Genomic DNA, 18,456 nt, shown 5'->3' on the forward strand with positions numbered 1-18,456 from the left:
TCGAAACGCTTACCGCGCATCCAGCACTCCGGCCCGACATGAGCGACCCCGCCGTCGATCCCGAGGAGGTCCGGCACGTCGCCGACCTCGCCCGTGTCGACCTCGCAGACGACGAGATCGAGCGGTTCACTGAGCAATTTGTCGACATCCTTGATGCGTTCGAAGCGCTCGACGACGTCCCAGAGACAGAACGGGAGGCCGATCTCTCGAACGTGATGCGACCCGACGAGACACGTGAAAGCCTCTCGCAAGAGGAGGCACTCCAGAACGCCAGCGACACCGAAGAAGGGCAGTTCAAAGGGCCGAAGGTGTCGTAGATGACGGAGTACAACGGCTACGTCACCGACGAGACAATCGAGGGCGCGGACGACGGCCCGCTGGCGGAGAAGACCGTCGCGGTCAAGGACAACATCTCCACCGAAGGCGTCCGGACGACCTGTGGCTCGGCGATGCTTTCCGACTACGTGCCGCCGTACGACGCGACGGTCGTCGAACGGTTGAAAGACGCCGGCGCGACCATCCCCGGCAAGACGAACATGGACGAGTTCGGGATGGGGACGACCACCGAAACGTCGGCGTTCGGGGCCGTCGAGAACCCCGCCGCTGCAGGCCGCGTGCCGGGCGGCTCCTCCGGCGGGTCGGCTGCTGTCGTCGCCGCTGGCGACGCCGACCTCGCACTCGGAAGCGACACCGGCGGCTCCATCCGCTGTCCGGCCGCTTTCTGTGGCGTTGTCGGCATCAAGCCGACCTACGGGCTGGTCTCGCGGTATGGCCTCGTCGCCTACGCCAACAGCCTCGAACAGATCGGTCCAATTGCGCCATCCGTCGAAGGCGCTGCGGAACTGCTAGATGTCATCGCCGGGCCAGACGAACACGACGCGACGACGCAGGAAGCGCCCGAGGCCGATGGCTCCTACGCAGCGGCCGCCGACGGTGATGTCGACGGGCTCTCTATCGGCGTTCCGACGGAACTGCTCGACGGGGCCGACGAGGAAGTCGTCGAGACGTTCTGGGACGCGATGGACGACCTCGAAGCCCAGGGCGCGAGCTACCACGAGGTCGACCTCCCCTCTGTCGAACACGCCGTCGAGGCGTACTACGTCATCGCGATGTCCGAGGCGTCCTCGAACCTCGCGCGGTTCGACGGCGTCCGCTACGGGCAATCGGGCGGCTACGACGGCAACTGGAACGAGTCCTTCGCGAACGCCCGCGAGGAGGGCTTCGGCGAGGAGGTCAAGCGCCGAGTGCTCCTCGGAACGTACGCCCTCTCGGCGGGCTACCACGACAAGTACTACAAGAAGGCACAGGACGCCCGCGCCTGGGTCAAGCAGGACTTCGACGAAGCACTTGACGACGCCGACGTACTCGCCTCCCCGACGATGCCAGTACCGCCGATGAAACGTGGCGAGAGCCTCGACGACCCCCTCACGATGTATCTCGCCGACGCCAACACGACCCCGGTGAATCTCGCGAACCTCCCGGCGATCTCCGTCCCTGCCGGCGAAACCGATGACGGCCTACCCGTCGGGCTCCAGTTGGTCGGACCGGCGTTCGGCGAGCGGGAAATTATCCGGGCCGGCAGCGCGCTGGCCTGAGGGCAGGCCCCGTACGATTTTTGTTCGTTCCACCGAATAATCGGCCATGGCTGCCCTCCAGTCCACGACGTGGTCCCTCCGCGCACGTCTCATCGCGCTCGCAGTGGTGCTCGTTGCCTTCGACGCCGTGGCTGTCGGTGTCGTGTACGTGCTCGGCCATGTCGCGTTCGGTCTCCTGCCGCTGGTCGGGTACGATACCGGGACGCTGTTCTGGACGATGGGGTTCGATATCGTCCCGCTGTGGCCAGTCCTTCTCGTCGGAACACCGCTCGTTCTCGCCGTCCAGTCCATCTACGGCTACCGGATGACGCTTCGGGGTTCCGGGACAACTGCAACGGAATCGCGGGCATCCGACCCCGAATCCGTCGATGAAATGCGGGCAGAGATACGGCGCAGCGAAACCGCCGACCGCCTCCGAGAGCGAGTGGCTCGGCTGGCACAGACGGCGGACATGGCGACACCGGACGTGAGGGTCATCGATGCCGAGTCGCCAAACAGCTACGTCGCCAGCCGACCCGGCGAACAGACGCTGTTCGTGACCACGGCGCTTGTCGACCAGCTCGACGGGGCGGAACTCGACGCCGTCATCGCCCACGAACTGGCCCATCTCAAAAACGGCGATGCGTTCGTCATGACTGCGGCCGCGTTCCTCCCGACCGTCAGCGCGCTGTTTACTCGCACGCTCGGGAGGGCAGTGCAGTACTCGGGGCTTTGTCACTGGTTCCTCGGCGGCGACGACCGGGACGGGACATGGTTCGCTGGCGGGAACATTCAAATCGTGATGCTGCTCTTTGCTGTCATCGCGATACCCGTCACGGCAACGCTGTATCTCGCCAGCACGGCCTGTTACCGGCTCCTCTCACGGATCCGGGAGTACGGGGCGGACGCAGGGGGCGTCGCCATCTGTGGCTCCCCGGCGGCGCTCGCCAGCGCGCTGGAGACGTTGACAGACGACCAGCGCCCGGACAGGGACATCCGAACCGCTGAGACCGGCGTCCGAGAACTCTGTGTGGTTCCCCACGCCATTGCGCCCGACGAGCAAACCCCGCCGGAAGGGCGGGCCGAACGGCTCGCTCGCCGCTGGCAGAGCATCACCGAGCGGCTGCTGCCCGGGTCCCATCCAGATGTCGACGACCGCATCGCTGCGCTGGCGGAGCGACAGTCTGCCCTCGATCAGTACGAGCAGCCGTGACGAATGGGTACAGTTTACTCGCCCGCGGCCCGAGAGAGCGTATGAGCGACGACGCCGAAGGACGACTCAGCTGGCTCCACTGGCCGACGGTGCTAAAGGGGCTGGCGCTGGGAATCGGGGCCGGCCTGATACTGGCCGTGTCACTGGAGGATTTCTATCTCGGGATACTGCTTGGAACGCTCAACGGGCTCGCCTTCGGTATCGGCTGGTCGCACTCGCGGGCCTGAGTTGCGCGACTCAGGCGCTGTGCCGGCGACAGCTACAGCACGTTGTCGTACACGCCGGCCAGTTTGTCGATAGCGTGCTCGACGCTGATACCCTCCCGCCGGGCAAGACAGCGCTCTCGAAGGTGCTCCCGTTCGTCGAGGACGCGCTCGATAGCCCGGCGGAAGCCATCGATGTCGCCTTCGTCGTAGGAGTAGCCGGTTTCGCCGTCCTCGATGGTGTCGCTGAGTGCGCCGGCGTCGACACCGGCGACGGGCGTCCCACAGCAGTTGGCCTCCAGCGCGACTAGCCCCTGCGTCTCGACGGGACTGGGGAACGCGAACACGTCGAGCGTCGAATACAGTTCGGGGAGCTCCGAACGGTCCAGAAAGCCGAGAAAGCGCACGTCGGCGTCGCTGTGCTCGGCTGTCGTTTCGAGCGACTCGCGGGCCGGACCGTCACCGGCGAACACGACAGTTACGTCCAGCCCCTCGCAGGCGGTGATGATGTCTTCGAGGCACTTCTCGTAGCCGTGGCGGCCGGTGTAGCCGACGATAGGGCCGTCAGGGAGGTCGTAGCGGTCACGGAACGCGGTCGTGTTGACCGGTTCGAACACAGTCGTGTCGACGCCGTTCGGGACGACCGTCACCGGTGTATCGAGGCCGATAGACTCCCGGAGATGGGTCGCTGCGCGCTCGCTTGGCGCGATAACGGTGTCGGCACGGCCCAGGAACCAGCGTTCGTAGCTCTCGGCGCTGGAGCGGACCGCTGACTCGACAGCGCCGTTGAAGGAGACGTACTCGGCGTACTCGCTCGTGGGCGTGTGATACGACGCGACAAACGGGATATCGAGCTTTCCTGCGAGTCGCTGGCCCGCCATCCCGAGGCTAAACGGCGTGTGGGCGTGGACCAGTTCGGCATCGCGGACGCCCTTCGGTATCTGTGGCATCCCGAGCCGAAACCCCTCGTAGAACGGGAAGGGAAGGCTCCGGACCGGATACTCGTTCTCGGACGGAGCGTGGTCGCTGTTCGGATAGACCACACCCATGCGACCGCCGCGGTCGCGCCAGCGGTCCCGCCACGTCTGGACCGTATAGGTCACCCCATTGACGGTCGGCAAGTACGTGTCGGTGAACGTCGCGACGTGCGGCAGTGTCATCGCCGCGGCGTAGCAGGACCAGGGCTTAAACCGTTGCCATTGGCAAGCCATCAATCAGAAAGTTGTCACTGCCTAACAGGTGCCAGAGTTCTTTTCAGGGACCGTTGTGGATTGTGGACAATGGATCGGGACGGCTGGCTGTACGCCTGGGCACTCGCATCGGTCGCGCTGGGTGCGGGCTCGTTGCTCGTGCCGCTGTATTTCGTCGCTATCGGTGGCGAGACGTTCATGCTGGGCGTTCTCGCTGGTGTGGCCGCCGCCGCGGGTGCGCCGGGGGCACTGGTTTTCGGCCGCGTCGCCGACAAAACGGGAAAGCGCCGCGCGCTCGTCCTGCTCGCACTCGGATTGGCGACCCTCGCGCTGGTGGTCATCTCGCTCACGGAGGAGCCGTGGCTGGTCATCGTCGGCAACGGCCTGCTGTGGTTTGCGGCCGGCGCGGCAGCGCCGGTGCTGACACTGCTTGTCACCGCCGGAACCGTCGAGCGGGACTGGCCGGCGCGGTTCGCCATCCTGAACCGATACCAGGGCTGGGGGTGGGCCGGTGGGTTAGTCCTCGGCCTCGTGTGGACAGCGCTGCTCTCTAGACCACTCGGAGAGATCGTCGCTCAACAGTCGCTACTGTGGGTATGTGCGGCCGCTGTCGGCCTGTCGGCGTTTCTCGCGGCGAAGTGGCTGCCGTCCGATCCCGACGAACTCGACCGTCCACGGGGCAGTCGGATGGCGCGGGCTATCGCCCGGTCGCGCCGGCTGCCGCTCCGGAGCGTGACGTTCCCGGGCGGTCCGGGCCGGCTGTACTGGCTCACGCGGTCGATACAGCCCCGAGAGGTCGCGGCCCGGTTTTCACCGTCGCTGACCATCTACTTCGGCGCTGTCATCGCCTTCTTCGTCGGCTTCGGCGTGTTCTGGGGGCCGTTGCCGCTGTATCTCTCGCGGACGCTCGGCTACGAGTCGGGAATTATCTTCGCACTGTATCTCGTCTCCAGCGTCGGGTCCGCGCTGTGGTACGGCCGCGCTGGTGAACTTGCAGAACGCTACAGCCCGAGCGGGCTTCAGGCCGGAAGCCTGCTGGCCCGCGCAGCGCTCCACCCGGCTGTTGCCGCTGTGGGCCTGCTCCTCCCGGCCACGCTCGTCGGCACAGCCGTCAACGGTGTCGTGTTCGCCCTCATCGGCGTCGCCTGGGCCGTAATTGCCGTCACCGCGGCCAGCGTCGTCACCCAACTCGCGCCGTCAGCGATTCGCGGCGAGGCGCTCGGGTTGTACACCGCTATCTCCGGGCTGGCAAGCGGCGTCGGGTCGATACTCGGCGGCTGGCTCGGGGGCTACGACTTCCTGCTCGCGTTCGCCGTCGCCGGTGCGCTGGTGCTGGTCGGCGCGGCACTGGTCGCGGTCGTCTGGCGTCGCTCGCCGTCAGCGTCTGTCGAAACGGACCCGATCTCGGCGTAACACTGTCGGCTTCAAACGCCACTCAGGCCAGTTCTTCGTACGTCTCGACCAGCCGCCGGCCGACCCGGTCCAGGCTGTGTTCTCTGGCAGTCTTCTTGGCGTTCTCGCCCAGCCGATCACGAAGGTCGGGGTTCTCGGCGAGTCGCTCCAGCGCCTCGCGGAACTCGGCCTCGTCCGCACAGATGAGGCAGTCGTGGCCGTCCTCGTAGTACTCCCGGAACACCGGGATATCTGAGAGGACGACCGCTTTCCCGCAGGCCATCGCCTCCAGTACGGCGATGCCCTGATTCTCCGCCTTCGTCGGGAACAGGTACACGTCGCCGGCCCCGAACGCGCCGCGGATATCCTCGATCCACCCGGTAAAGGTCACGTTCTCGGGCGGGTCGTTCACCCACCGGGAGACAGTCTTGGAGGCCTGTGGTCCGGCGTCATAGGGGCCGAACCACGCGAAGTCGTGTTCCGTCTCCTGTGCGAGTTCACAGAACGTCGTCAGCCCCTTGCGCTCGAAGACGTTGCCGACGGCGAAGACGACCATCCCGTCCAGATCGTAGCGCTGCCGGTAGTCCTCGCGCATGTCCTCGTAGCCCGCCAGTGCGTCGATGTCGACGCCGTTTGTCATCGGCCGTATCGGCGCATCGACGGGGTAGGATTCGAGGATATCCTTCGTGTACTCGGAGGGACAGAGCACGAGGTCTGCCTGGGAGTAGAACCACCGGAGGTAGCGCCCCAGCGCCGGCGCGATCAGGTTCGACCCGCGGAAACTGTCCCGGAAGTCCTCGCGGGTGACGTGAGCGTGCAGAACGAGCGGGATGTCTGCCTGCGCCGCGTACCGGGCCACGGCGACGGAGCCGGGTCCGATCATGTTGCAGTGAGCGATGTCGAACTCTCGGAACATCGGGTCGTTGAACGCGATATTGCCACCCAGCGCCCACGCCGGATGGCCCTCCTGCCAGGGCGTCGTCTCCACCTCGATGTCGGTCTCGGACAGCGCCGCCCGCTGGTGGTCCACGGCGGTGCCGATGCCCGACCGGTCGAGGCGGTCGGCCAGTTCGAGATAATTCAGGACGCGCACGTCTCGGGCAACTCCGCCGGGGCCGAAAATCCTATCGACTTCACCCAAAAAAACGGACCTGATGCGCAGAGAGGTTCCCGACCCTTTTCCGCTGGTCAAACAACTACAGGGTGGGATTTTCTGGCTGTTCACAAAGTTTCCAAACTATGACCTCACATCTGCTAGCTCGTTCGGAAGGCATTTTCCCGACGCCGACACAGTACCGCCAATGACGGACGAGGCGACCATCGCCCGTGAGCGGATCGAGCGCCTCCAGTCGCTCGCTCGCGAGGCCGTTCAGGCCGGCAACGAGGAACGCGCTCGGTCGTACGTCCGTCGCGCTCGGCGCGTCGCTGAACGCCACCGCCTGCGGTTGCCACGGTCGTTCGAGCGGTCGACGTGTGACGCCTGCGACACGTACCTCCTGCACGGCCACAATGCCCGGTCCCGAACGCAGTCCGGCCACGTCGTCATCACGTGCGACTGTGGGTCACAGTCCCGCTACCCGTACGACTGAGGATTCTTTACGACTACTGGTTTTAAGGGGCTGTCCTCGCTAAACGGTGTACATGAGTGATTCTTCTCGACAGTCGCGGATACACGACCTCGACGCGACGCTTCGCGTCGGCAAACACGGTATCGAATCCGTCGCAGACGAACTCGACGACCAGCTGGAGAACACGGACCTCGTGAAGGTGAAGTTCCTCCGGTCGTCACGGGGCGGCACGACAGCCGAGGAGCTCGCCGACGACCTGGCTGAGATGGTCAATGCTGACGTGATTCAGGTCCGGGGCCACACCGCGGTGTTCGAGAAATGATGCAGGTCCAGCCCCTCGCGGACCTGCTCGCCGGTCTCGGCGTCCCAGCCGCCGGCTCCATCGCCTCAGCGGTGGTTTTCGTCGTCGTCTTCGTCCTCGTCTACATCCTGGGGAAGGCGATTGTCCTGCCCATCGTCGACCGCTCGCTCAAGTCGCGCGACCTCGATACCCACGCTCGGCGACCGCTGAAGAAGGTCGTCAGCATCGGTATCGTGTTCGTCGCCATCTCCGTCGCCTTCGGGATGGCCGAGTACGGGAACTTCCTGCAGTCGCTGGCGACCATCGCCGCGGCGGCGACGCTGGCCATCGGCTTCGCGATGCAGGACGTCATCTCGAACTTTGTCGCCGGCGTGTTCATCTACACCGACAAACCGTTCCGGATCGGCGACTGGATCGAGTGGGACGGCAACTCCGGCGTCGTTGAGGACATTAGCCTCCGTGTTACCCGCGTCCGGACCTTCGACAACGAACTGCTGACCGTGCCGAATTCGAATCTAACTGATGGCGTCATCAAGAACCCTGTCGCCAAGGAGCAACTCCGCTTGAAGTTCGTGTTCGGCATCGACTACGACGACGACATCGACGAAGCGACTGAAATCATTCTCGACGAGGCCAGGGCACACCCGGAGATTATGGACGACCCCGAGCCCTCGGTTCGCCTCGTTGAACTCGGTGACTCCTCCGTCGGACTGCAGTCTCGTATCTGGATCAAGAACCCGAGTCGGTCCGACTTCGTCAAAACGCGCGCCGAATACGTCAAGTCAGTCAAGCAACGCTTCGATGCCGAGGACATCAATATGCCGTACCCGAACCGGACCATCGGCGGCGGGCTGGAGATGACCGGACTCGACGGCGTCGTGGAACCGGCCGACGACTGAGCCAGCGCTGACGCGATATCGTCACAAGAAACCACGACACACCGATGTTTTACGATCTGTGCGACGCTACGTGTGGTTTGGAATCTCCGTGCCGGTTCTTTCCGTATTCGCTTCCCGAAAAGTAGGACGGACATCTCACAGTCATTCGCGTAGAACTGACTTCCTCAAATGGCGCTTTGCTGCTGACGAACCACTCGCAGCAAGATGCTACGGTAGCTGAGAGATTTGAACCACAGTCGGAGCAAACGCCTCCCTGATACAGATCCCTCAGCCGACGCTTCTCGGTTCTCACTGTCGTTCGCACAAAAGTCACGGGCGCTGAGGGACTTGACCGCTTCACAGTTTCTTCGACGCGTTCGGAGTCGTCCTTACCGTGTCTTATCCACTGATCTGGCCAGTGGCAAGCGCTTGCCCGAGAAGAGCTAACTCTTCCCGGTACTCGACTGTCTCAAGCCACCGATCCGGGAGTCCAGTAGCCCCGAAACGCGCGCCGGCGAGAGCCCCAGTCACAGCGCCAAGCGTGTCCGTGTCACCGCCACGGTTGACCGAGGTAACGATGGCTACTTCAGCGCTGTCTGCCGTCAGTGCGTCGTATAGCGAGGTCTGTAACGTGTGGACAACGTAGCCGGTGTTCTCCAGTTGCTGTTCATCGATGAGGTCCGGTATGAGACGGATGGTATCGACGAGTTCGTCCGGTCCATCGCTGTCGATACGTGCGATTGCAGCGGCGAGTGGCGACTCCGCACCACGGAGGAACCCAGCGATGGTCTGATTGAGCAGTACACACCCGTATTGACAGCGGGGGTCATGATGCGTAATCGCCGAAGACTGCTTACTTACTCGTTCGAGTGTATCTGTCCCCTCAGCAAATGCGATGGCGTGCGGAGCACAGCGCATGATGCTGCCGTTCCCGGCGTTTGACCCTTCTGCGCGGCGCTGCCAGACTTCCCGGCCGGCATCGCGCCATGACGTGCCGCTCTGGTATTCACTAATTGCGTCAGCAGTCATGAGCCCGATATCGAAGGGGCCGTCCTCGTACCACTCGGCGAACCGGTCAGCAATGTCCTCTCCGTCGAACGCCTGCTGCTCGGCGAGGCTACGCGCAAGACACAACATCATGTCCGTGTCGTCAGTGACGGTCCCAGCTGGTTGGCCGTGGGTCCCGTGGCCGAGCATCTCTGTCACCCGACCGTGCTCGGTAGCAATCTGCTCCGATGACCGGAACTCGACAGGCCGGCCGAGGGCGTCCCCGCAGGCAAGTCCCAGTAACGCCCCCTTCGCTCGTTCAATGAGGTCGACTGTCATGGATCATGACGAGAGCGTAGCCGATGTAGTGTTTTGGTTTCAGCGTGTTTCCCACGTAGACGCTGCCTTTCTCCGGTGTCTTCCTGATGCTTGGCGGCCACTACGACTCCACGGGTGTGACACCGGTGAGTTCGCTAAGCGAAGCTGTGATCGAACGCGCAGGTGGCGCGATGTCTGTCTCTATAGTAACACGGACGGTCACCTCAGTCGCCGACAGGCCGGGCTGGAGACGACAGAGATCCTCGATAGTGACAGCGAGCACGCCCTCAACGCGCGAGAGCCGCCGCTGGGCGTCGGTCGTGAGGCCACCGTCCGCGCCGTTAGGGACGCGAACTGTGACCGTCATCGTCGTCTGTCGTGTCTCGGTGTCACTGGTGAGTTCCATTGTCGTACCTCCATTGGTGGAGCGACCCGGCGGGCAGTCCCGACGCGCCACTCCGGATGCGCGAGAGGTGATTCGAACACCTGTTTCAGCCGTGGCATGGCTGCGTGATCGGCCAGACTACACGACTCGCGCAAAAACTGTAGAAACGGTTCAGACTGGCCGGTACGCCTCAATATCGTCGATGACCTGCATCGGTTCCTCGGCGTAGCCGATAAACTCCAGGACCTGCTCCGACCAGCCCGAGATGTTGTAAACGTTCTCGTAGCCTTCCGGCGTCACGAGATCGCCATACGATGCGAGGTCAATCATGTACAGCGCCGCTTCCGGCGCCACGTCTTCACGGTAGTCCTCGAAGGCCGCCTTGACCGTCCGGTCCTGGTCACCGAAGTGGTGTATCGAGTCCCAGATTTGCATGTCCGTGAAGAGGACGACACGATCGGCTTCGAGTTCCTCCTCACGGAGGTAATCGAGGACTTTCCAACCGTTCGTCGAGTTCCCGACATCGTTGTCGATACCCATAACGGCCCGCTGCCGCTGCAGGACTGGTGTCTCGATGTGGGTGGAAACAGTCCGGAAGTCTGTCCCGAAGCCGCCAACGCGGGCACCCTGCTCGGCAAGGACTGCACCGAACAGCGCTCCGATCTCCTTGCGCTGGAGCGACCCTCGATGAGAGAGCATAGCGGTCATCGATCCCGAGAGGTCCACGCCGACGAACGTGTCACCGAGGCCGTCAGGGACGTGCTCAATAGCCACGTCCACGGCTTGTTCGAGCCAGCGCTCGACCTCGGGCGCCTCGATACCAGCGTCCTGCAGCGCCGTGTACGCCTGGTAATACCGGAACGGGTACAGCGGCGCATGCCGGACCGAATCGAGGTCGAGGTGGCCGACAATCGTCTCCCCGTCGACCCCGGCTTCGAGCATGTTCCGGAGGTTCCGAATTGAGGCGAAGATAGGCAGCGAGTACTTGTCGTCTTCGATGAGTGTCTCCCACGCCTTGGCGGTGTTCCCGCGTTCAGAGATGACTGTCTCCCATGTATTCGGTGACGGCAGTGGGTCGACATCCGGGTAGTCGTCGAGGTCACCACGCATGAACCGCTCGAACAGGTCTTCTTGTTCGTCGTTAACCGGCGTCGGGTGGACACGGTTGAATACGTCGTGCAGCGTCACCTCCCGCCGTGGCAGCGCGTACTTCTCCAGCGAGTACGCGTCGGCCATTCCGACCAGCGCGTCTTCGATACCACGCCGTAGCGGCCACGGCGCAGTGCCGCCAAACAGCGTGTCGTGGACTGCCAGTGCCGTCGCTGTTTCGTCCATCCGCTGGACGATGGCCGGCGTCCACGCCCGAATGAGCGACTCGTCCGAGTCGTCTTTGAACCGGTCGTCGTTCGCGGCGAGCACAAGCAGCACCTGCGGGATGTCCCGGAGATGCATCTCCTGACGCGCGTACGCGGCCAGTTTGAGGACGAACTCCGGATCTTCGGCCGCCGCGGCGTCGAACCGCTTGACGACCGCCCGCAGGTGCTCGGTGTCGTCCTCGTAGTACGAATCCTCCAGCAGCTGGTTGATCGTTCGTTTGTACAGTGCGAGTCGTGGGTCCGCAGGCTGGAACGCTTCACCGCCCTCGTGGTTGGTGGTGCGTGTCGCCTCCGCGACCGTCTGTTTCGTATCGTTCAGTTTCATGCTATCACCGGCGTCGCAAGAGTCGACGCCGAACCCGCTCACCGCGAGCGGAACACGTCCCTGACAGGATTCGAACCTGTGGCACCCGGCTTCGAAGGCCGGTGCTCGTTCCGAACTGAGCTACAGGGACAAGCGGTGGTCGGAAAATCGCTGGAGCGAGGGATACTGTGTTACCAGTTACACCAGAGCGGCCGGTCCGCTCCCGGGACTCGAACCCGGAGTAGTCGCTCCACAAGCGAAGGAACACTCCAGCTCGGCGACCACCGTTGGATTCGCATTGCTCATCCAACGAGGTCTTCCTCACCGTGTTCAGAAGACTACCTGATGAGTGATGGCGACCGGGAAATTATCGAAGCGGGCCCGGTGTCGGGTCGGTCCCTTTGTCCGGACATAACGATAGGCCGGAGAAGCCTACCGTCAGGGCTTGAACCTGATGGATACCTGATCGAAGAAACACTTCGACTCGACGGTCACCACGAATGATAGCGGCCGGGAAATCGACGGAGCGGTGCGGGAGTTGAACCCGCTGGGTGCCGGGAAGGAACGCTCCATCTCGACGGCCGCCGACGGATGGTGGGACACCGGAAAATCGGCGGTGGGTAAACCGCAATTCCTGACAAGAGGAAGTAACCCACCGCCTCGACGGTGTCCCGAAAGCCTGCACCAGGATTCGAACCTGGACCGCGTCATTACCACGGACGCGGGCTGCCGATTACGCTACACAGGCCAAGGCCGGGTGCGAGACTCGAACTCGCTGCTCGTCCGTCACAGGGCCGAAGGTTACCAGATACCCCAACCCGGCCACGGTGTGCCCGCTTGATGCGAGCGCATGGAACGACCAGGTCTCGAACCCGGATACCCTGGCTCTTCAGGCCGGTGTCCTGCCGAGCGTAGCGAGGCAGGGCTCGTCAGAGCACAGCTCTGAGGGTGCGCTCCCGATTGCGCTATCGTTCCGATGTCGAATCGCAAGCTGAGGAAAATACCGTAGCATCACGCGCGGACTTTCCGCATCCAGTTATCCAACGCTTCCCGGTAACCGCTCTTGTCGGGCGTCGGGAACTCACCGATGGCGTTGAACTGCCCGGTAATCGCATCCCGAGCCCGCTCTTCCAAGCCGTTCGGAACGGTCGCCGAGTTGCCGGTGCGCTTGTGCGCGACGAGGTCCTCGACGAGCTCAGGGTCGCCGCCATCGACAGCACCGGCGAGTTCGAAGATATCGGCCTCGATGTCCTCATACTCGACGACATACTGCGCGCCGAGCAGCCCACGGTAGACGTAGAGGAACTTCTTCGCTCGCGGATCGTACCCCTCGGCTTTCTCCGGGTCGAGATGCTTGTAATAGTTGGACTTCGCCATGCCGAGGTACGCGTGCGGGACATTCATCGGGAGGAACTCCCGGATGAGGTCCTGCAGGGCGTCCATCTCCAGCGGCATCCCGTTCATGACCGTCGGGGCTTCGAAGACCAGCTCGACGATGTTGTAGTTCGCCGACTGGAGGAGCTGTGCGAACTTCTTCAGTTCGTAGCTCCGCAGGTCAACCTCTGCGTACTCCTCGAACCCTTCAGTCGTGCCGTCCATGTTGACGGTAACCTCTTCAGCCGGAGTATCAAGGTACGCGTACGCCTCCGCCGGAGTCATGTGGAGACCACGGACATCGATATCGCTGTCCGTGCTGTCGAACCCGTAGATATGGCTCCCGGTGATGGCGTAGAACCGTGGTCGGTTTTCCGAACCCCGGGTGGCGACGGCGGCTTCGATGAAGTCTCTGATGTCTTCCGCACCGTACTCCAGATCAAGCTGTTCGATAGTCATTGCTTGCTACCTCGTGTTCGTGCGTCGTAGTTGGTTCCTCGGGTCGCAGCAGCGCCCGATAGTGCTCCCGAGGGGAATCGAACCCCTGACCTCTACCTTGAAAGGGTAGCATCCCTCGCCAGCGGGGACTCCGAGAGCGCAAAGCCACGAGTCGGATTCGAACCGACGAGAACCCGCTTTGCAGGCGGGTGCGTTAGACCGCTCTGCCACCGTGGCACGAAGACAGGGCGGTAAAGTGGGGGAGTGCAAGCCCCACGCCGGGCCAAGGAGTCGAACCTCGCACAACTCGGGTAACAGCCGAGTTCCCACACCACGCGGGACCGCCCGGCAGACGGGCCCGACGAGAGTGAGCAAACGCTGTGTGTTTGCGAACTACGCCGGGGAGGCGGAATCACAGCGCGATTCCAACGGGCCCGACGGGATTTGAACCCGCTATCTGCCGATTAAAAGTCGGCTGCCTGTATCTCATAGGCTCCGGGCCCACAGTGTATCGACCCGGATTCGAACCGGGGGCTCGGCCGTGAGAGGGCCGTGAGTTTGGCCGCTACTCCACTGGAGCAGGTGTCCTCGCCCGTGCGGGGTCATCAGAAATGCCAGTCGGCGCGGTGCGCCGAATCTTCCCGACACGAGTCGAACGTGCGTCTCCGCCTCTACGGGGCGGCGTCGTGGGCCACTGGACCACAGGAAGCTAATGGACACCCCCGGGACTCGAACCCGGAGCCTCCCGCTTGCGAAGCGGACGCTCTGCCAATTGAGCTAGGGGCCCGCAAGTAGGGGCGCAACTGCGATTGCGGGAGCACGATTCGAACGTGGGTCTGCTGGTCATGAGCCAGCCGGGATCGGCCAGTCTACCCAATCCCGCAGAGTGTCGCCGCGAGGATTCGAACCTCGGCAGGACCTACGCCGGCGGTTCTGAGCCGCCTCCCGTTGCCACTTGGGTACGGCGACGCACATTGCAAGAGCCAGCGCCGTATCCGGCATGTCGCCAGCAGGATTCGAACCTGCGATAGTCTGCACACACGGCCCTCAACCGTGCCCCGTTGACCACTTGGGTATGGCGACGCATTCCGCGGGAGGGATTCGAACCCTCGAAAATCTACTCAGCAGGTCTTAAGCCCGCCGCCGTCGACCGCTTGGCTACCGCGGAAATGGATTCGGACCGAATCGAACAGCCATCTCCCGTTCTGGAGGCGGGCGTCGTTCCGTTGGACCACGAATCCTCACGGCGGGAGGGAGATTTGAACACCCGTGCCCTCGCGGGCACCGTGGTTCCAGCACGGCCCCTTGGCCAGACTAGGGAAATCCCGCCAACGGTGAGACGGAGAGTCGAACTCCGAAGCCTCTCGGCTCTCGATTTCAAATCGAGCGCAGTCACCTGTCTGCCTGTCTCACCACGAGAAGTGTGATATCTTGGCCCTGTTCGCTACAGGACACCGCGACCCGGATTTGAACCGGGGAATCCCTTGCAGGAGACCTCCGTAGCAGGGAGGCGTCCGACTAGGCTAGACCATCGCGGCACATGGGTCGACAAGGATTCGAACCTTGGTCTCGTGCGCCCAAGGCACGGATCTTCGACCGCTGGACCATCGACCCGAAAGTAGTTCTATGTCTATTCCTCTGTGGGTGCGAGAACGACAGCGACCGCGCTCTCGTCCTCGCGCGGGCGTGCTTCGACTGTCACTGCAGTCTCGAATGCCACACCGGACCGTGCAGGTTGCAGACCCTTCCGGGCCCGTCGCCGCCGAAACGAACTTCGATGACGGCTGCCTGCCTCGATGGGCATCCGACCGTGTACGCCGACGCCGGGATTTGAACCCGAATCTCAGCCGTGACAGGGCCGTATGCTTCCGAGTTACACCACGTCGGCACGCGACGGCCATCGCCCCGGGGAGAATCGAACTCCCGACCTCGGGATCCAAAGTCCCGCGTCCCTCGCCAGCGGGGACTCCGGGGCTGCACAGCGCCGCCGCTATTTGTGGATATAGCGTGCTTGTGACTGCACTGTGGTCGGCCCACAGCGGTCACACGTCCGCACCGCTATCGGGTGCGAACTGAATCAATGTGCCGCGAGCAACACCCGACGATCGCGCCCGAGACGGACGACACTGTCGAGCTGGAGCAAGCGGCAGGCCCGTGTTCCCCGGCCCCGAGCGGGTAGTCCGCGTGAGGGGCCGCGTTATACGGGCGGAGTCATCCGGACACCGCCGGACGGAATCGCATCGAGTTGCTCAACGCGATAGTCCATCCAGGAATTACTGTCCGGTTCCACACGCTGACCGCGTAGTAAACACGGGCCACCCGCGGCTATCGACAGGAAAGCGGGCCGCGGAGTGGGTTTAGCAGTCAGCATGTCGAAGCACCTCGTCTGTGAGTCTAATTATTTCTCATGGCCCGGGGTGTATTAATTCTGAGCGAGGTGTGTTATGCATAGGCATGGTCGTGGGCCTTAGGACCCCTCACCTCGAAAAATGGGTAACGAAACTGGACGTAGGAGACGAATATGAGCGACTCAAGCATCCCTGACAAACTCGATGCGAAGCATGACCGCAACCGACAGCAGCGCATTGAGGGTATCAAGCGATGGGTCGAGTATATCAAATCAGAACCGCCGGAGAAGTGGGGCCCACAACAGAACGCGGTGGTCAACGACCAACTGGAAGCCGCCCAAAGCGTCGGAACCTCTGCAGCACATCAGCAACAGGTCAAGGACCTCGCTGCGGACATTATCGAAGCACGGGATAACTCAAATAAAGAGTCGTAACTATTGTCAGGAGTCATAACTCGTAGCCGCGTGCGGACGACGACACTCAAATGACACTTCCCCACAGCGAGTATACACAATGCCATATTGTACGGACTGCGGGAACGAGGTCAGAGACGGACATTCCTATTGTCGCCAGTGTGGTACTCAACTCACAGAGGGCCAAAATTCAGGACCAGCCCCGACAGCCGGAGCTCCCGAAGTCGGCTTCTTGTCACACGAATCCATGGAGTATCTCAAAGGGGCACTCGAGGGAGGGACTGACGAAGAACATCCGGGTCATGCGTCGCTGATGCGCGACGTTGCCGCTGCGTTTCAGGATTTCGCTGTAATCGGCAAACTGGATGAATTGAATCTACTTGCGATACTGGCTTCTGGGGTGCAGAGTGAGACATACAACGAGACAGAAACCGAACTGATGCTTCTCGGTTTCTTTCGGACGATCCGTCTCTACGACGAGAGTTTTGGAACGGACTGGGAGGACGAACTCCTGGATCAACTCACACGCGCAATTGATCAGGCCAAAGCTAATCTCGAAGATGAGAATCCATGACACATGACATTATACCACAAGCTATTTGCCGCTGTTCTGTCATCTAAATCTTAGCGAACCGCAAGACGCCGCCGGCCCCGTTCCGCAGCGTAACGAAATCAAATCGGCTGGAGGGGATGTGGTTTATAAACGTCGTACTGCCGTCTGCCAAATGTAGTCCGTCACAAAACGGGACGGGCGCTGAGGGATTTGAACCCCCGACGGTTTGGTCCGAAGCCAAGCACTCTGTCCAAGCTGAGCTAAGCGCCCTACGTACAATGGTATGATGGTGTTATGGTTTAAACCAACCGGTTCCGCCGCGCCATGGGACCGCAGTCACGTGATTACTCCGAGACCGCTTCAGCTGTGTCAGAATCAGTGTCAGCGGCGACCTCGGCCACGACCGCCTCTGTGTCGACGCCTCGTTCTTCGGCGAGTGCCTCGATGAGCGCGCGCTGTTCGGCCAGTTCCTGCTCCATTCCGTCGACGCGGGTGTTTGTCTCGTCGACAGTACTTCGCAGGTCCTCAAGTTGTGTCTTCAGCTCGTTGACCTTCTTGTAGAGGTCCTCGGCGATGTCGGCAACCTTCTGTATCTTTTTCGCGGTGGAACCCAGTCCCATAGCCACGGCTACGGTGAGCCGACATTTCCTCGTTTCGCTCGAACGTCGCTGTTAAGACGCCGCCGGACCGAGCGACGATATGGACGATTTGCGGCTCGCTCCGGCTGTTGGCATCGTCGGGTGCGTTCTGTATCTCCTTGTGCTTGCGGTCCCGTACGGGCTCGTCGAAACAGCGAGTGCCGTTGGGGCGTACTACAGTTCGGGGGCGCTATCCCCGCTACTGCCCGGGGTATTCGCGCTGGTCTGCATCATCGTGTTGGCGGCTGGCCGCGAAGGGCGGTCGGACCCAAGTATCGCGGCGGGCGCGAGCATCGGCATGGGCGTGTTCATCGTTGCCCTGAGCCTCCTCTGGGCGGTCACCGTTCCTGAGAGCCTCGTGCTGGGGCTGACTGAGTCGACGCTGATGGAGTACCACCGCTGGGGTGTCGTCCTCGCGGGCATACTCATTCCGGTTGGCGGGACATGGTTCGCACGGGCGCTGGACCTGCTGTAGGCCGGTCTGTCTACCGGCGCGTCGTCCAGCGATCTGTGGGCGCATCCGAAAGGCCCTTATGGGGCGGCGGTGGACTTTTAGATGGACTAGGTCGGGGGGCTAGGCCCCCCTCCTCGCCCGCACTGTGGTCTTGAGCGGGGACCGAACACCGGGGGCGTCCGGTCTGACGGACGTGGACCCCGTAAGCTAACGTGGAAGCCTCGTCCCACGGGGACGGCGGTCCACGTGGTCGCACCTGCAGGGGTGCGCCCACGTGGTTAAACGATGGCACTCCGCCAGGCACGGAAGTGAGCAGCGGACCATCGAACACCCGTCGCTCGTGGGGTCGCGGGGTGGAGGAGGCAAACGGGATTACCCGCGTCCGAACGCCGGGCCATCCTGGCTGTCCGTTCCATTCATACCTGCGTTTAATTTCCCTGAGTAGCTGTATTGCAGGCATTTTCGGAAGTACTATCGACGCTATCTGTAAGTAGCGCGGTAACCGCTCACAGAGAGAGCCGGCTGAGAGTGTTCCCATAAACTACTGAG

The 18,456-nt window shown here is 62.7% G+C and carries 18 protein-coding genes, 20 tRNA genes, 1 other RNA gene and 1 pseudogene; 13 read left to right on the plus strand and 27 right to left on the minus strand.

Annotation, left to right across the window (positions count from 1 at the left end; genetic code table 11):
• The first annotated feature begins 38 nt into the window (after nucleotides 1–38).
• Genes gatC through C443_RS18895 form a run of 4 tightly spaced genes read left to right on the plus strand, consistent with a single transcriptional unit; the run spans nucleotide 39 to nucleotide 3,014 of the window.
• Nucleotides 39–317, plus strand: coding sequence for an Asp-tRNA(Asn)/Glu-tRNA(Gln) amidotransferase subunit GatC (gene gatC / locus C443_RS18880; RefSeq protein ID WP_005538420.1), 279 nt, complete (start codon nucleotides 39–41; stop codon nucleotides 315–317).
• The gene (gatA, locus tag C443_RS18885) at nucleotides 318–1,595 is read left to right on the plus strand and encodes an Asp-tRNA(Asn)/Glu-tRNA(Gln) amidotransferase subunit GatA (protein WP_005538422.1); all 1,278 of its coding nucleotides are present in this window, start codon (nucleotides 318–320) and stop codon (nucleotides 1,593–1,595) included.
• A gap of 46 nt (nucleotides 1,596–1,641) precedes the next feature.
• Nucleotides 1,642–2,787, plus strand: coding sequence for a M48 family metallopeptidase (locus C443_RS18890; RefSeq protein ID WP_005538423.1), 1,146 nt, complete (start codon nucleotides 1,642–1,644; stop codon nucleotides 2,785–2,787).
• Between the two features lie 41 nt (nucleotides 2,788–2,828).
• Nucleotides 2,829–3,014 (plus strand): hypothetical protein, encoded by a 186-nt coding sequence (locus tag C443_RS18895; protein WP_005538425.1) that lies wholly within the window; start codon nucleotides 2,829–2,831, stop codon nucleotides 3,012–3,014.
• A gap of 32 nt (nucleotides 3,015–3,046) precedes the next feature.
• Here C443_RS18895 and C443_RS18900 read toward each other — a convergent pair whose 3' ends face one another.
• The gene (locus C443_RS18900; RefSeq protein ID WP_342764094.1) at nucleotides 3,047–4,093 is read right to left on the minus strand and encodes a glycosyltransferase; all 1,047 of its coding nucleotides are present in this window, start codon (nucleotides 4,091–4,093) and stop codon (nucleotides 3,047–3,049) included.
• Here C443_RS18900 and C443_RS18905 point away from each other — a divergent pair.
• Nucleotides 3,989–5,593, plus strand: coding sequence for an MFS transporter (locus tag C443_RS18905; protein ID WP_342764095.1), 1,605 nt, complete (start codon nucleotides 3,989–3,991; stop codon nucleotides 5,591–5,593). The two genes, C443_RS18900 and C443_RS18905, sit on opposite strands and share 105 nt — an antisense overlap.
• A 22-nt stretch (nucleotides 5,594–5,615) precedes the next feature.
• Here the strand turns inward: C443_RS18905 and C443_RS18910 are convergent, their stop codons facing one another.
• Complete coding sequence (locus C443_RS18910) at nucleotides 5,616–6,665, minus strand: glycosyltransferase family 4 protein (RefSeq protein ID WP_005538430.1); 1,050 nt, start codon at nucleotides 6,663–6,665, stop codon at nucleotides 5,616–5,618.
• Between the two features lie 208 nt (nucleotides 6,666–6,873).
• On the opposite strand from C443_RS18910, the gene C443_RS18915 reads away from it, so the two are divergent.
• The 3 genes from C443_RS18915 to C443_RS18925 are packed head-to-tail and all read left to right on the plus strand — an operon-like array spanning nucleotide 6,874 to nucleotide 8,340.
• Entirely contained in the window at nucleotides 6,874–7,161 is a 288-nt protein-coding gene (locus C443_RS18915; protein WP_005538431.1) for a ribonuclease P protein component 4, read from the plus strand.
• Between the two features lie 52 nt (nucleotides 7,162–7,213).
• On the plus strand, nucleotides 7,214–7,462 hold the full coding sequence (locus C443_RS18920) for a YhbY family RNA-binding protein (protein WP_004591849.1): 249 nt from the start codon (nucleotides 7,214–7,216) through the stop codon (nucleotides 7,460–7,462).
• Nucleotides 7,462–8,340: a mechanosensitive ion channel family protein gene (locus C443_RS18925; RefSeq protein WP_005538434.1), complete on the plus strand. Its 879-nt coding sequence runs from the start codon at nucleotides 7,462–7,464 to the stop codon at nucleotides 8,338–8,340. Before C443_RS18920 ends, C443_RS18925 begins: the two co-directional genes overlap by 1 nt.
• A 378-nt stretch (nucleotides 8,341–8,718) precedes the next feature.
• On the opposite strand, the gene C443_RS18930 is transcribed toward C443_RS18925, so the two are convergent.
• The 23 genes from C443_RS18930 to C443_RS19045 all read right to left on the minus strand — a co-directional run bounded on the left by C443_RS18930 (nucleotide 8,719) and on the right by C443_RS19045 (nucleotide 15,477).
• On the minus strand, nucleotides 8,719–9,645 hold the full coding sequence (locus C443_RS18930) for an ADP-ribosylglycohydrolase family protein (RefSeq protein ID WP_005538435.1): 927 nt from the start codon (nucleotides 9,643–9,645) through the stop codon (nucleotides 8,719–8,721).
• A 100-nt stretch (nucleotides 9,646–9,745) separates the two neighbouring features.
• Nucleotides 9,746–10,030: a hypothetical protein gene (locus C443_RS18935; protein WP_005538437.1), complete on the minus strand. Its 285-nt coding sequence runs from the start codon at nucleotides 10,028–10,030 to the stop codon at nucleotides 9,746–9,748.
• 57 nt (nucleotides 10,031–10,087) lie between these two features.
• Nucleotides 10,088–10,162 (minus strand) — tRNA-Gly (locus C443_RS18940).
• Nucleotides 10,163–10,180: 18 nt separating this feature from the next.
• Nucleotides 10,181–11,710: a TROVE domain-containing protein gene (locus C443_RS18945; RefSeq protein ID WP_049944155.1), complete on the minus strand. Its 1,530-nt coding sequence runs from the start codon at nucleotides 11,708–11,710 to the stop codon at nucleotides 10,181–10,183.
• 55 nt (nucleotides 11,711–11,765) lie between these two features.
• A tRNA-Arg gene (locus C443_RS18950) sits at nucleotides 11,766–11,840 on the minus strand.
• Nucleotides 11,841–12,365: 525 nt separating this feature from the next.
• Nucleotides 12,366–12,437: transfer RNA gene (locus C443_RS18955), tRNA-Thr, on the minus strand.
• A gap of 3 nt (nucleotides 12,438–12,440) precedes the next feature.
• A tRNA-His gene (locus C443_RS18960) sits at nucleotides 12,441–12,512 on the minus strand.
• Nucleotides 12,513–12,700: 188 nt separating this feature from the next.
• Nucleotides 12,701–13,522, minus strand: coding sequence for a nucleotidyltransferase domain-containing protein (locus C443_RS18965; protein ID WP_005538439.1), 822 nt, complete (start codon nucleotides 13,520–13,522; stop codon nucleotides 12,701–12,703).
• Nucleotides 13,523–13,584: 62 nt separating this feature from the next.
• Nucleotides 13,585–13,660: transfer RNA gene (locus tag C443_RS18970), tRNA-Glu, on the minus strand.
• A gap of 4 nt (nucleotides 13,661–13,664) precedes the next feature.
• Nucleotides 13,665–13,738: transfer RNA gene (locus C443_RS18975), tRNA-Cys, on the minus strand.
• 192 nt (nucleotides 13,739–13,930) lie between these two features.
• Nucleotides 13,931–14,004, minus strand: a tRNA-Lys gene (locus tag C443_RS18980).
• An 8-nt stretch (nucleotides 14,005–14,012) separates the two neighbouring features.
• Nucleotides 14,013–14,082 (minus strand) — tRNA-Glu (locus C443_RS18985).
• 132 nt (nucleotides 14,083–14,214) lie between these two features.
• Nucleotides 14,215–14,288, minus strand: a tRNA-Ala gene (locus C443_RS18995).
• Between the two features lie 22 nt (nucleotides 14,289–14,310).
• Nucleotides 14,311–14,385 (minus strand) — tRNA-Met (locus tag C443_RS19000).
• 3 nt (nucleotides 14,386–14,388) lie between these two features.
• A tRNA-Leu gene (locus C443_RS19005) sits at nucleotides 14,389–14,470 on the minus strand.
• Nucleotides 14,471–14,502: 32 nt separating this feature from the next.
• Nucleotides 14,503–14,584: transfer RNA gene (locus tag C443_RS19010), tRNA-Leu, on the minus strand.
• A gap of 3 nt (nucleotides 14,585–14,587) precedes the next feature.
• Nucleotides 14,588–14,669, minus strand: a tRNA-Leu gene (locus tag C443_RS19015).
• 2 nt (nucleotides 14,670–14,671) lie between these two features.
• A tRNA-Trp gene (locus C443_RS19020) sits at nucleotides 14,672–14,742 on the minus strand.
• A gap of 3 nt (nucleotides 14,743–14,745) precedes the next feature.
• Nucleotides 14,746–14,831, minus strand: a tRNA-Ser gene (locus C443_RS19025).
• Between the two features lie 122 nt (nucleotides 14,832–14,953).
• Nucleotides 14,954–15,039, minus strand: a tRNA-Ser gene (locus tag C443_RS19030).
• A 3-nt stretch (nucleotides 15,040–15,042) separates the two neighbouring features.
• Nucleotides 15,043–15,115: transfer RNA gene (locus tag C443_RS19035), tRNA-Pro, on the minus strand.
• 201 nt (nucleotides 15,116–15,316) lie between these two features.
• Nucleotides 15,317–15,389, minus strand: a tRNA-Asp gene (locus C443_RS19040).
• Nucleotides 15,390–15,401: 12 nt separating this feature from the next.
• Nucleotides 15,402–15,477, minus strand: a tRNA-Gln gene (locus tag C443_RS19045).
• A 545-nt stretch (nucleotides 15,478–16,022) separates the two neighbouring features.
• On the opposite strand from C443_RS19045, the gene C443_RS19050 reads away from it, so the two are divergent.
• The 3 genes and pseudogenes from C443_RS19050 to C443_RS19055 all read left to right on the plus strand — a co-directional run bounded on the left by C443_RS19050 (nucleotide 16,023) and on the right by C443_RS19055 (nucleotide 16,836).
• Entirely contained in the window at nucleotides 16,023–16,283 is a 261-nt protein-coding gene (locus tag C443_RS19050) for a hypothetical protein (RefSeq protein ID WP_005538440.1), read from the plus strand.
• A 79-nt stretch (nucleotides 16,284–16,362) separates the two neighbouring features.
• Nucleotides 16,363–16,431: pseudogene (locus C443_RS22420) on the plus strand (zinc-ribbon domain-containing protein); the annotation flags it as partial.
• A gap of 63 nt (nucleotides 16,432–16,494) precedes the next feature.
• Complete coding sequence (locus C443_RS19055) at nucleotides 16,495–16,836, plus strand: hypothetical protein (RefSeq protein WP_311241301.1); 342 nt, start codon at nucleotides 16,495–16,497, stop codon at nucleotides 16,834–16,836.
• A gap of 174 nt (nucleotides 16,837–17,010) precedes the next feature.
• On the opposite strand, the gene C443_RS19060 is transcribed toward C443_RS19055, so the two are convergent.
• Together C443_RS19060 and C443_RS19065 are read right to left on the minus strand one after the other, a co-directional pair.
• A tRNA-Arg gene (locus C443_RS19060) sits at nucleotides 17,011–17,085 on the minus strand.
• A gap of 74 nt (nucleotides 17,086–17,159) precedes the next feature.
• Entirely contained in the window at nucleotides 17,160–17,435 is a 276-nt protein-coding gene (locus C443_RS19065) for a DUF5798 family protein (protein ID WP_005538442.1), read from the minus strand.
• A 79-nt stretch (nucleotides 17,436–17,514) separates the two neighbouring features.
• Here C443_RS19065 and C443_RS19070 point away from each other — a divergent pair, with 79 nt between their 5' ends.
• Together C443_RS19070 and ffs are read left to right on the plus strand one after the other, a co-directional pair.
• Nucleotides 17,515–17,928 carry a DUF7548 family protein gene (locus C443_RS19070; RefSeq protein WP_005538443.1) on the plus strand — a complete coding sequence of 138 codons (414 nt, stop codon included), beginning with the start codon at nucleotides 17,515–17,517 and terminating at the stop codon, nucleotides 17,926–17,928.
• A 79-nt stretch (nucleotides 17,929–18,007) separates the two neighbouring features.
• Nucleotides 18,008–18,320, plus strand: an RNA gene (gene ffs / locus C443_RS20890) — signal recognition particle sRNA.
• Nucleotides 18,321–18,456: the final 136 nt, after the last annotated feature.

The organism is Haloarcula argentinensis DSM 12282, assembly GCA_000336895.1.
GTDB lineage: Archaea > Halobacteriota > Halobacteria > Halobacteriales > Haloarculaceae > Haloarcula > Haloarcula argentinensis.

Bases quoted from the DNA above. Each gene is read 5' to 3' on its own strand.
- gatC (WP_005538420.1), top strand. From the start codon at position 39: ATGAGCGACCCCGCCGTCGATCCCGAGGAGGTCCGGCACGTCGCCGAC.
- gatA (WP_005538422.1), top strand. From the start codon at position 318: ATGACGGAGTACAACGGCTACGTCACCGACGAGACAATCGAGGGCGCG.
- C443_RS18890 (WP_005538423.1), top strand. From the start codon at position 1,642: ATGGCTGCCCTCCAGTCCACGACGTGGTCCCTCCGCGCACGTCTCATC.
- C443_RS18895 (WP_005538425.1), top strand. From the start codon at position 2,829: ATGAGCGACGACGCCGAAGGACGACTCAGCTGGCTCCACTGGCCGACG.
- C443_RS18915 (WP_005538431.1), top strand. From the start codon at position 6,874: ATGACGGACGAGGCGACCATCGCCCGTGAGCGGATCGAGCGCCTCCAG.
- C443_RS18920 (WP_004591849.1), top strand. From the start codon at position 7,214: ATGAGTGATTCTTCTCGACAGTCGCGGATACACGACCTCGACGCGACG.
- C443_RS18925 (WP_005538434.1), top strand. From the start codon at position 7,462: ATGCAGGTCCAGCCCCTCGCGGACCTGCTCGCCGGTCTCGGCGTCCCA.
- C443_RS18930 (WP_005538435.1), bottom strand. From the start codon at position 9,645: ATGACAGTCGACCTCATTGAACGAGCGAAGGGGGCGTTACTGGGACTT.
- C443_RS18935 (WP_005538437.1), bottom strand. From the start codon at position 10,030: ATGGAACTCACCAGTGACACCGAGACACGACAGACGACGATGACGGTC.
- C443_RS18945 (WP_049944155.1), bottom strand. From the start codon at position 11,710: ATGAAACTGAACGATACGAAACAGACGGTCGCGGAGGCGACACGCACC.
- C443_RS18965 (WP_005538439.1), bottom strand. From the start codon at position 13,522: ATGACTATCGAACAGCTTGATCTGGAGTACGGTGCGGAAGACATCAGA.
- C443_RS19050 (WP_005538440.1), top strand. From the start codon at position 16,023: ATGAGCGACTCAAGCATCCCTGACAAACTCGATGCGAAGCATGACCGC.
- C443_RS19065 (WP_005538442.1), bottom strand. From the start codon at position 17,435: ATGGGACTGGGTTCCACCGCGAAAAAGATACAGAAGGTTGCCGACATC.
- C443_RS19070 (WP_005538443.1), top strand. From the start codon at position 17,515: ATGGACGATTTGCGGCTCGCTCCGGCTGTTGGCATCGTCGGGTGCGTT.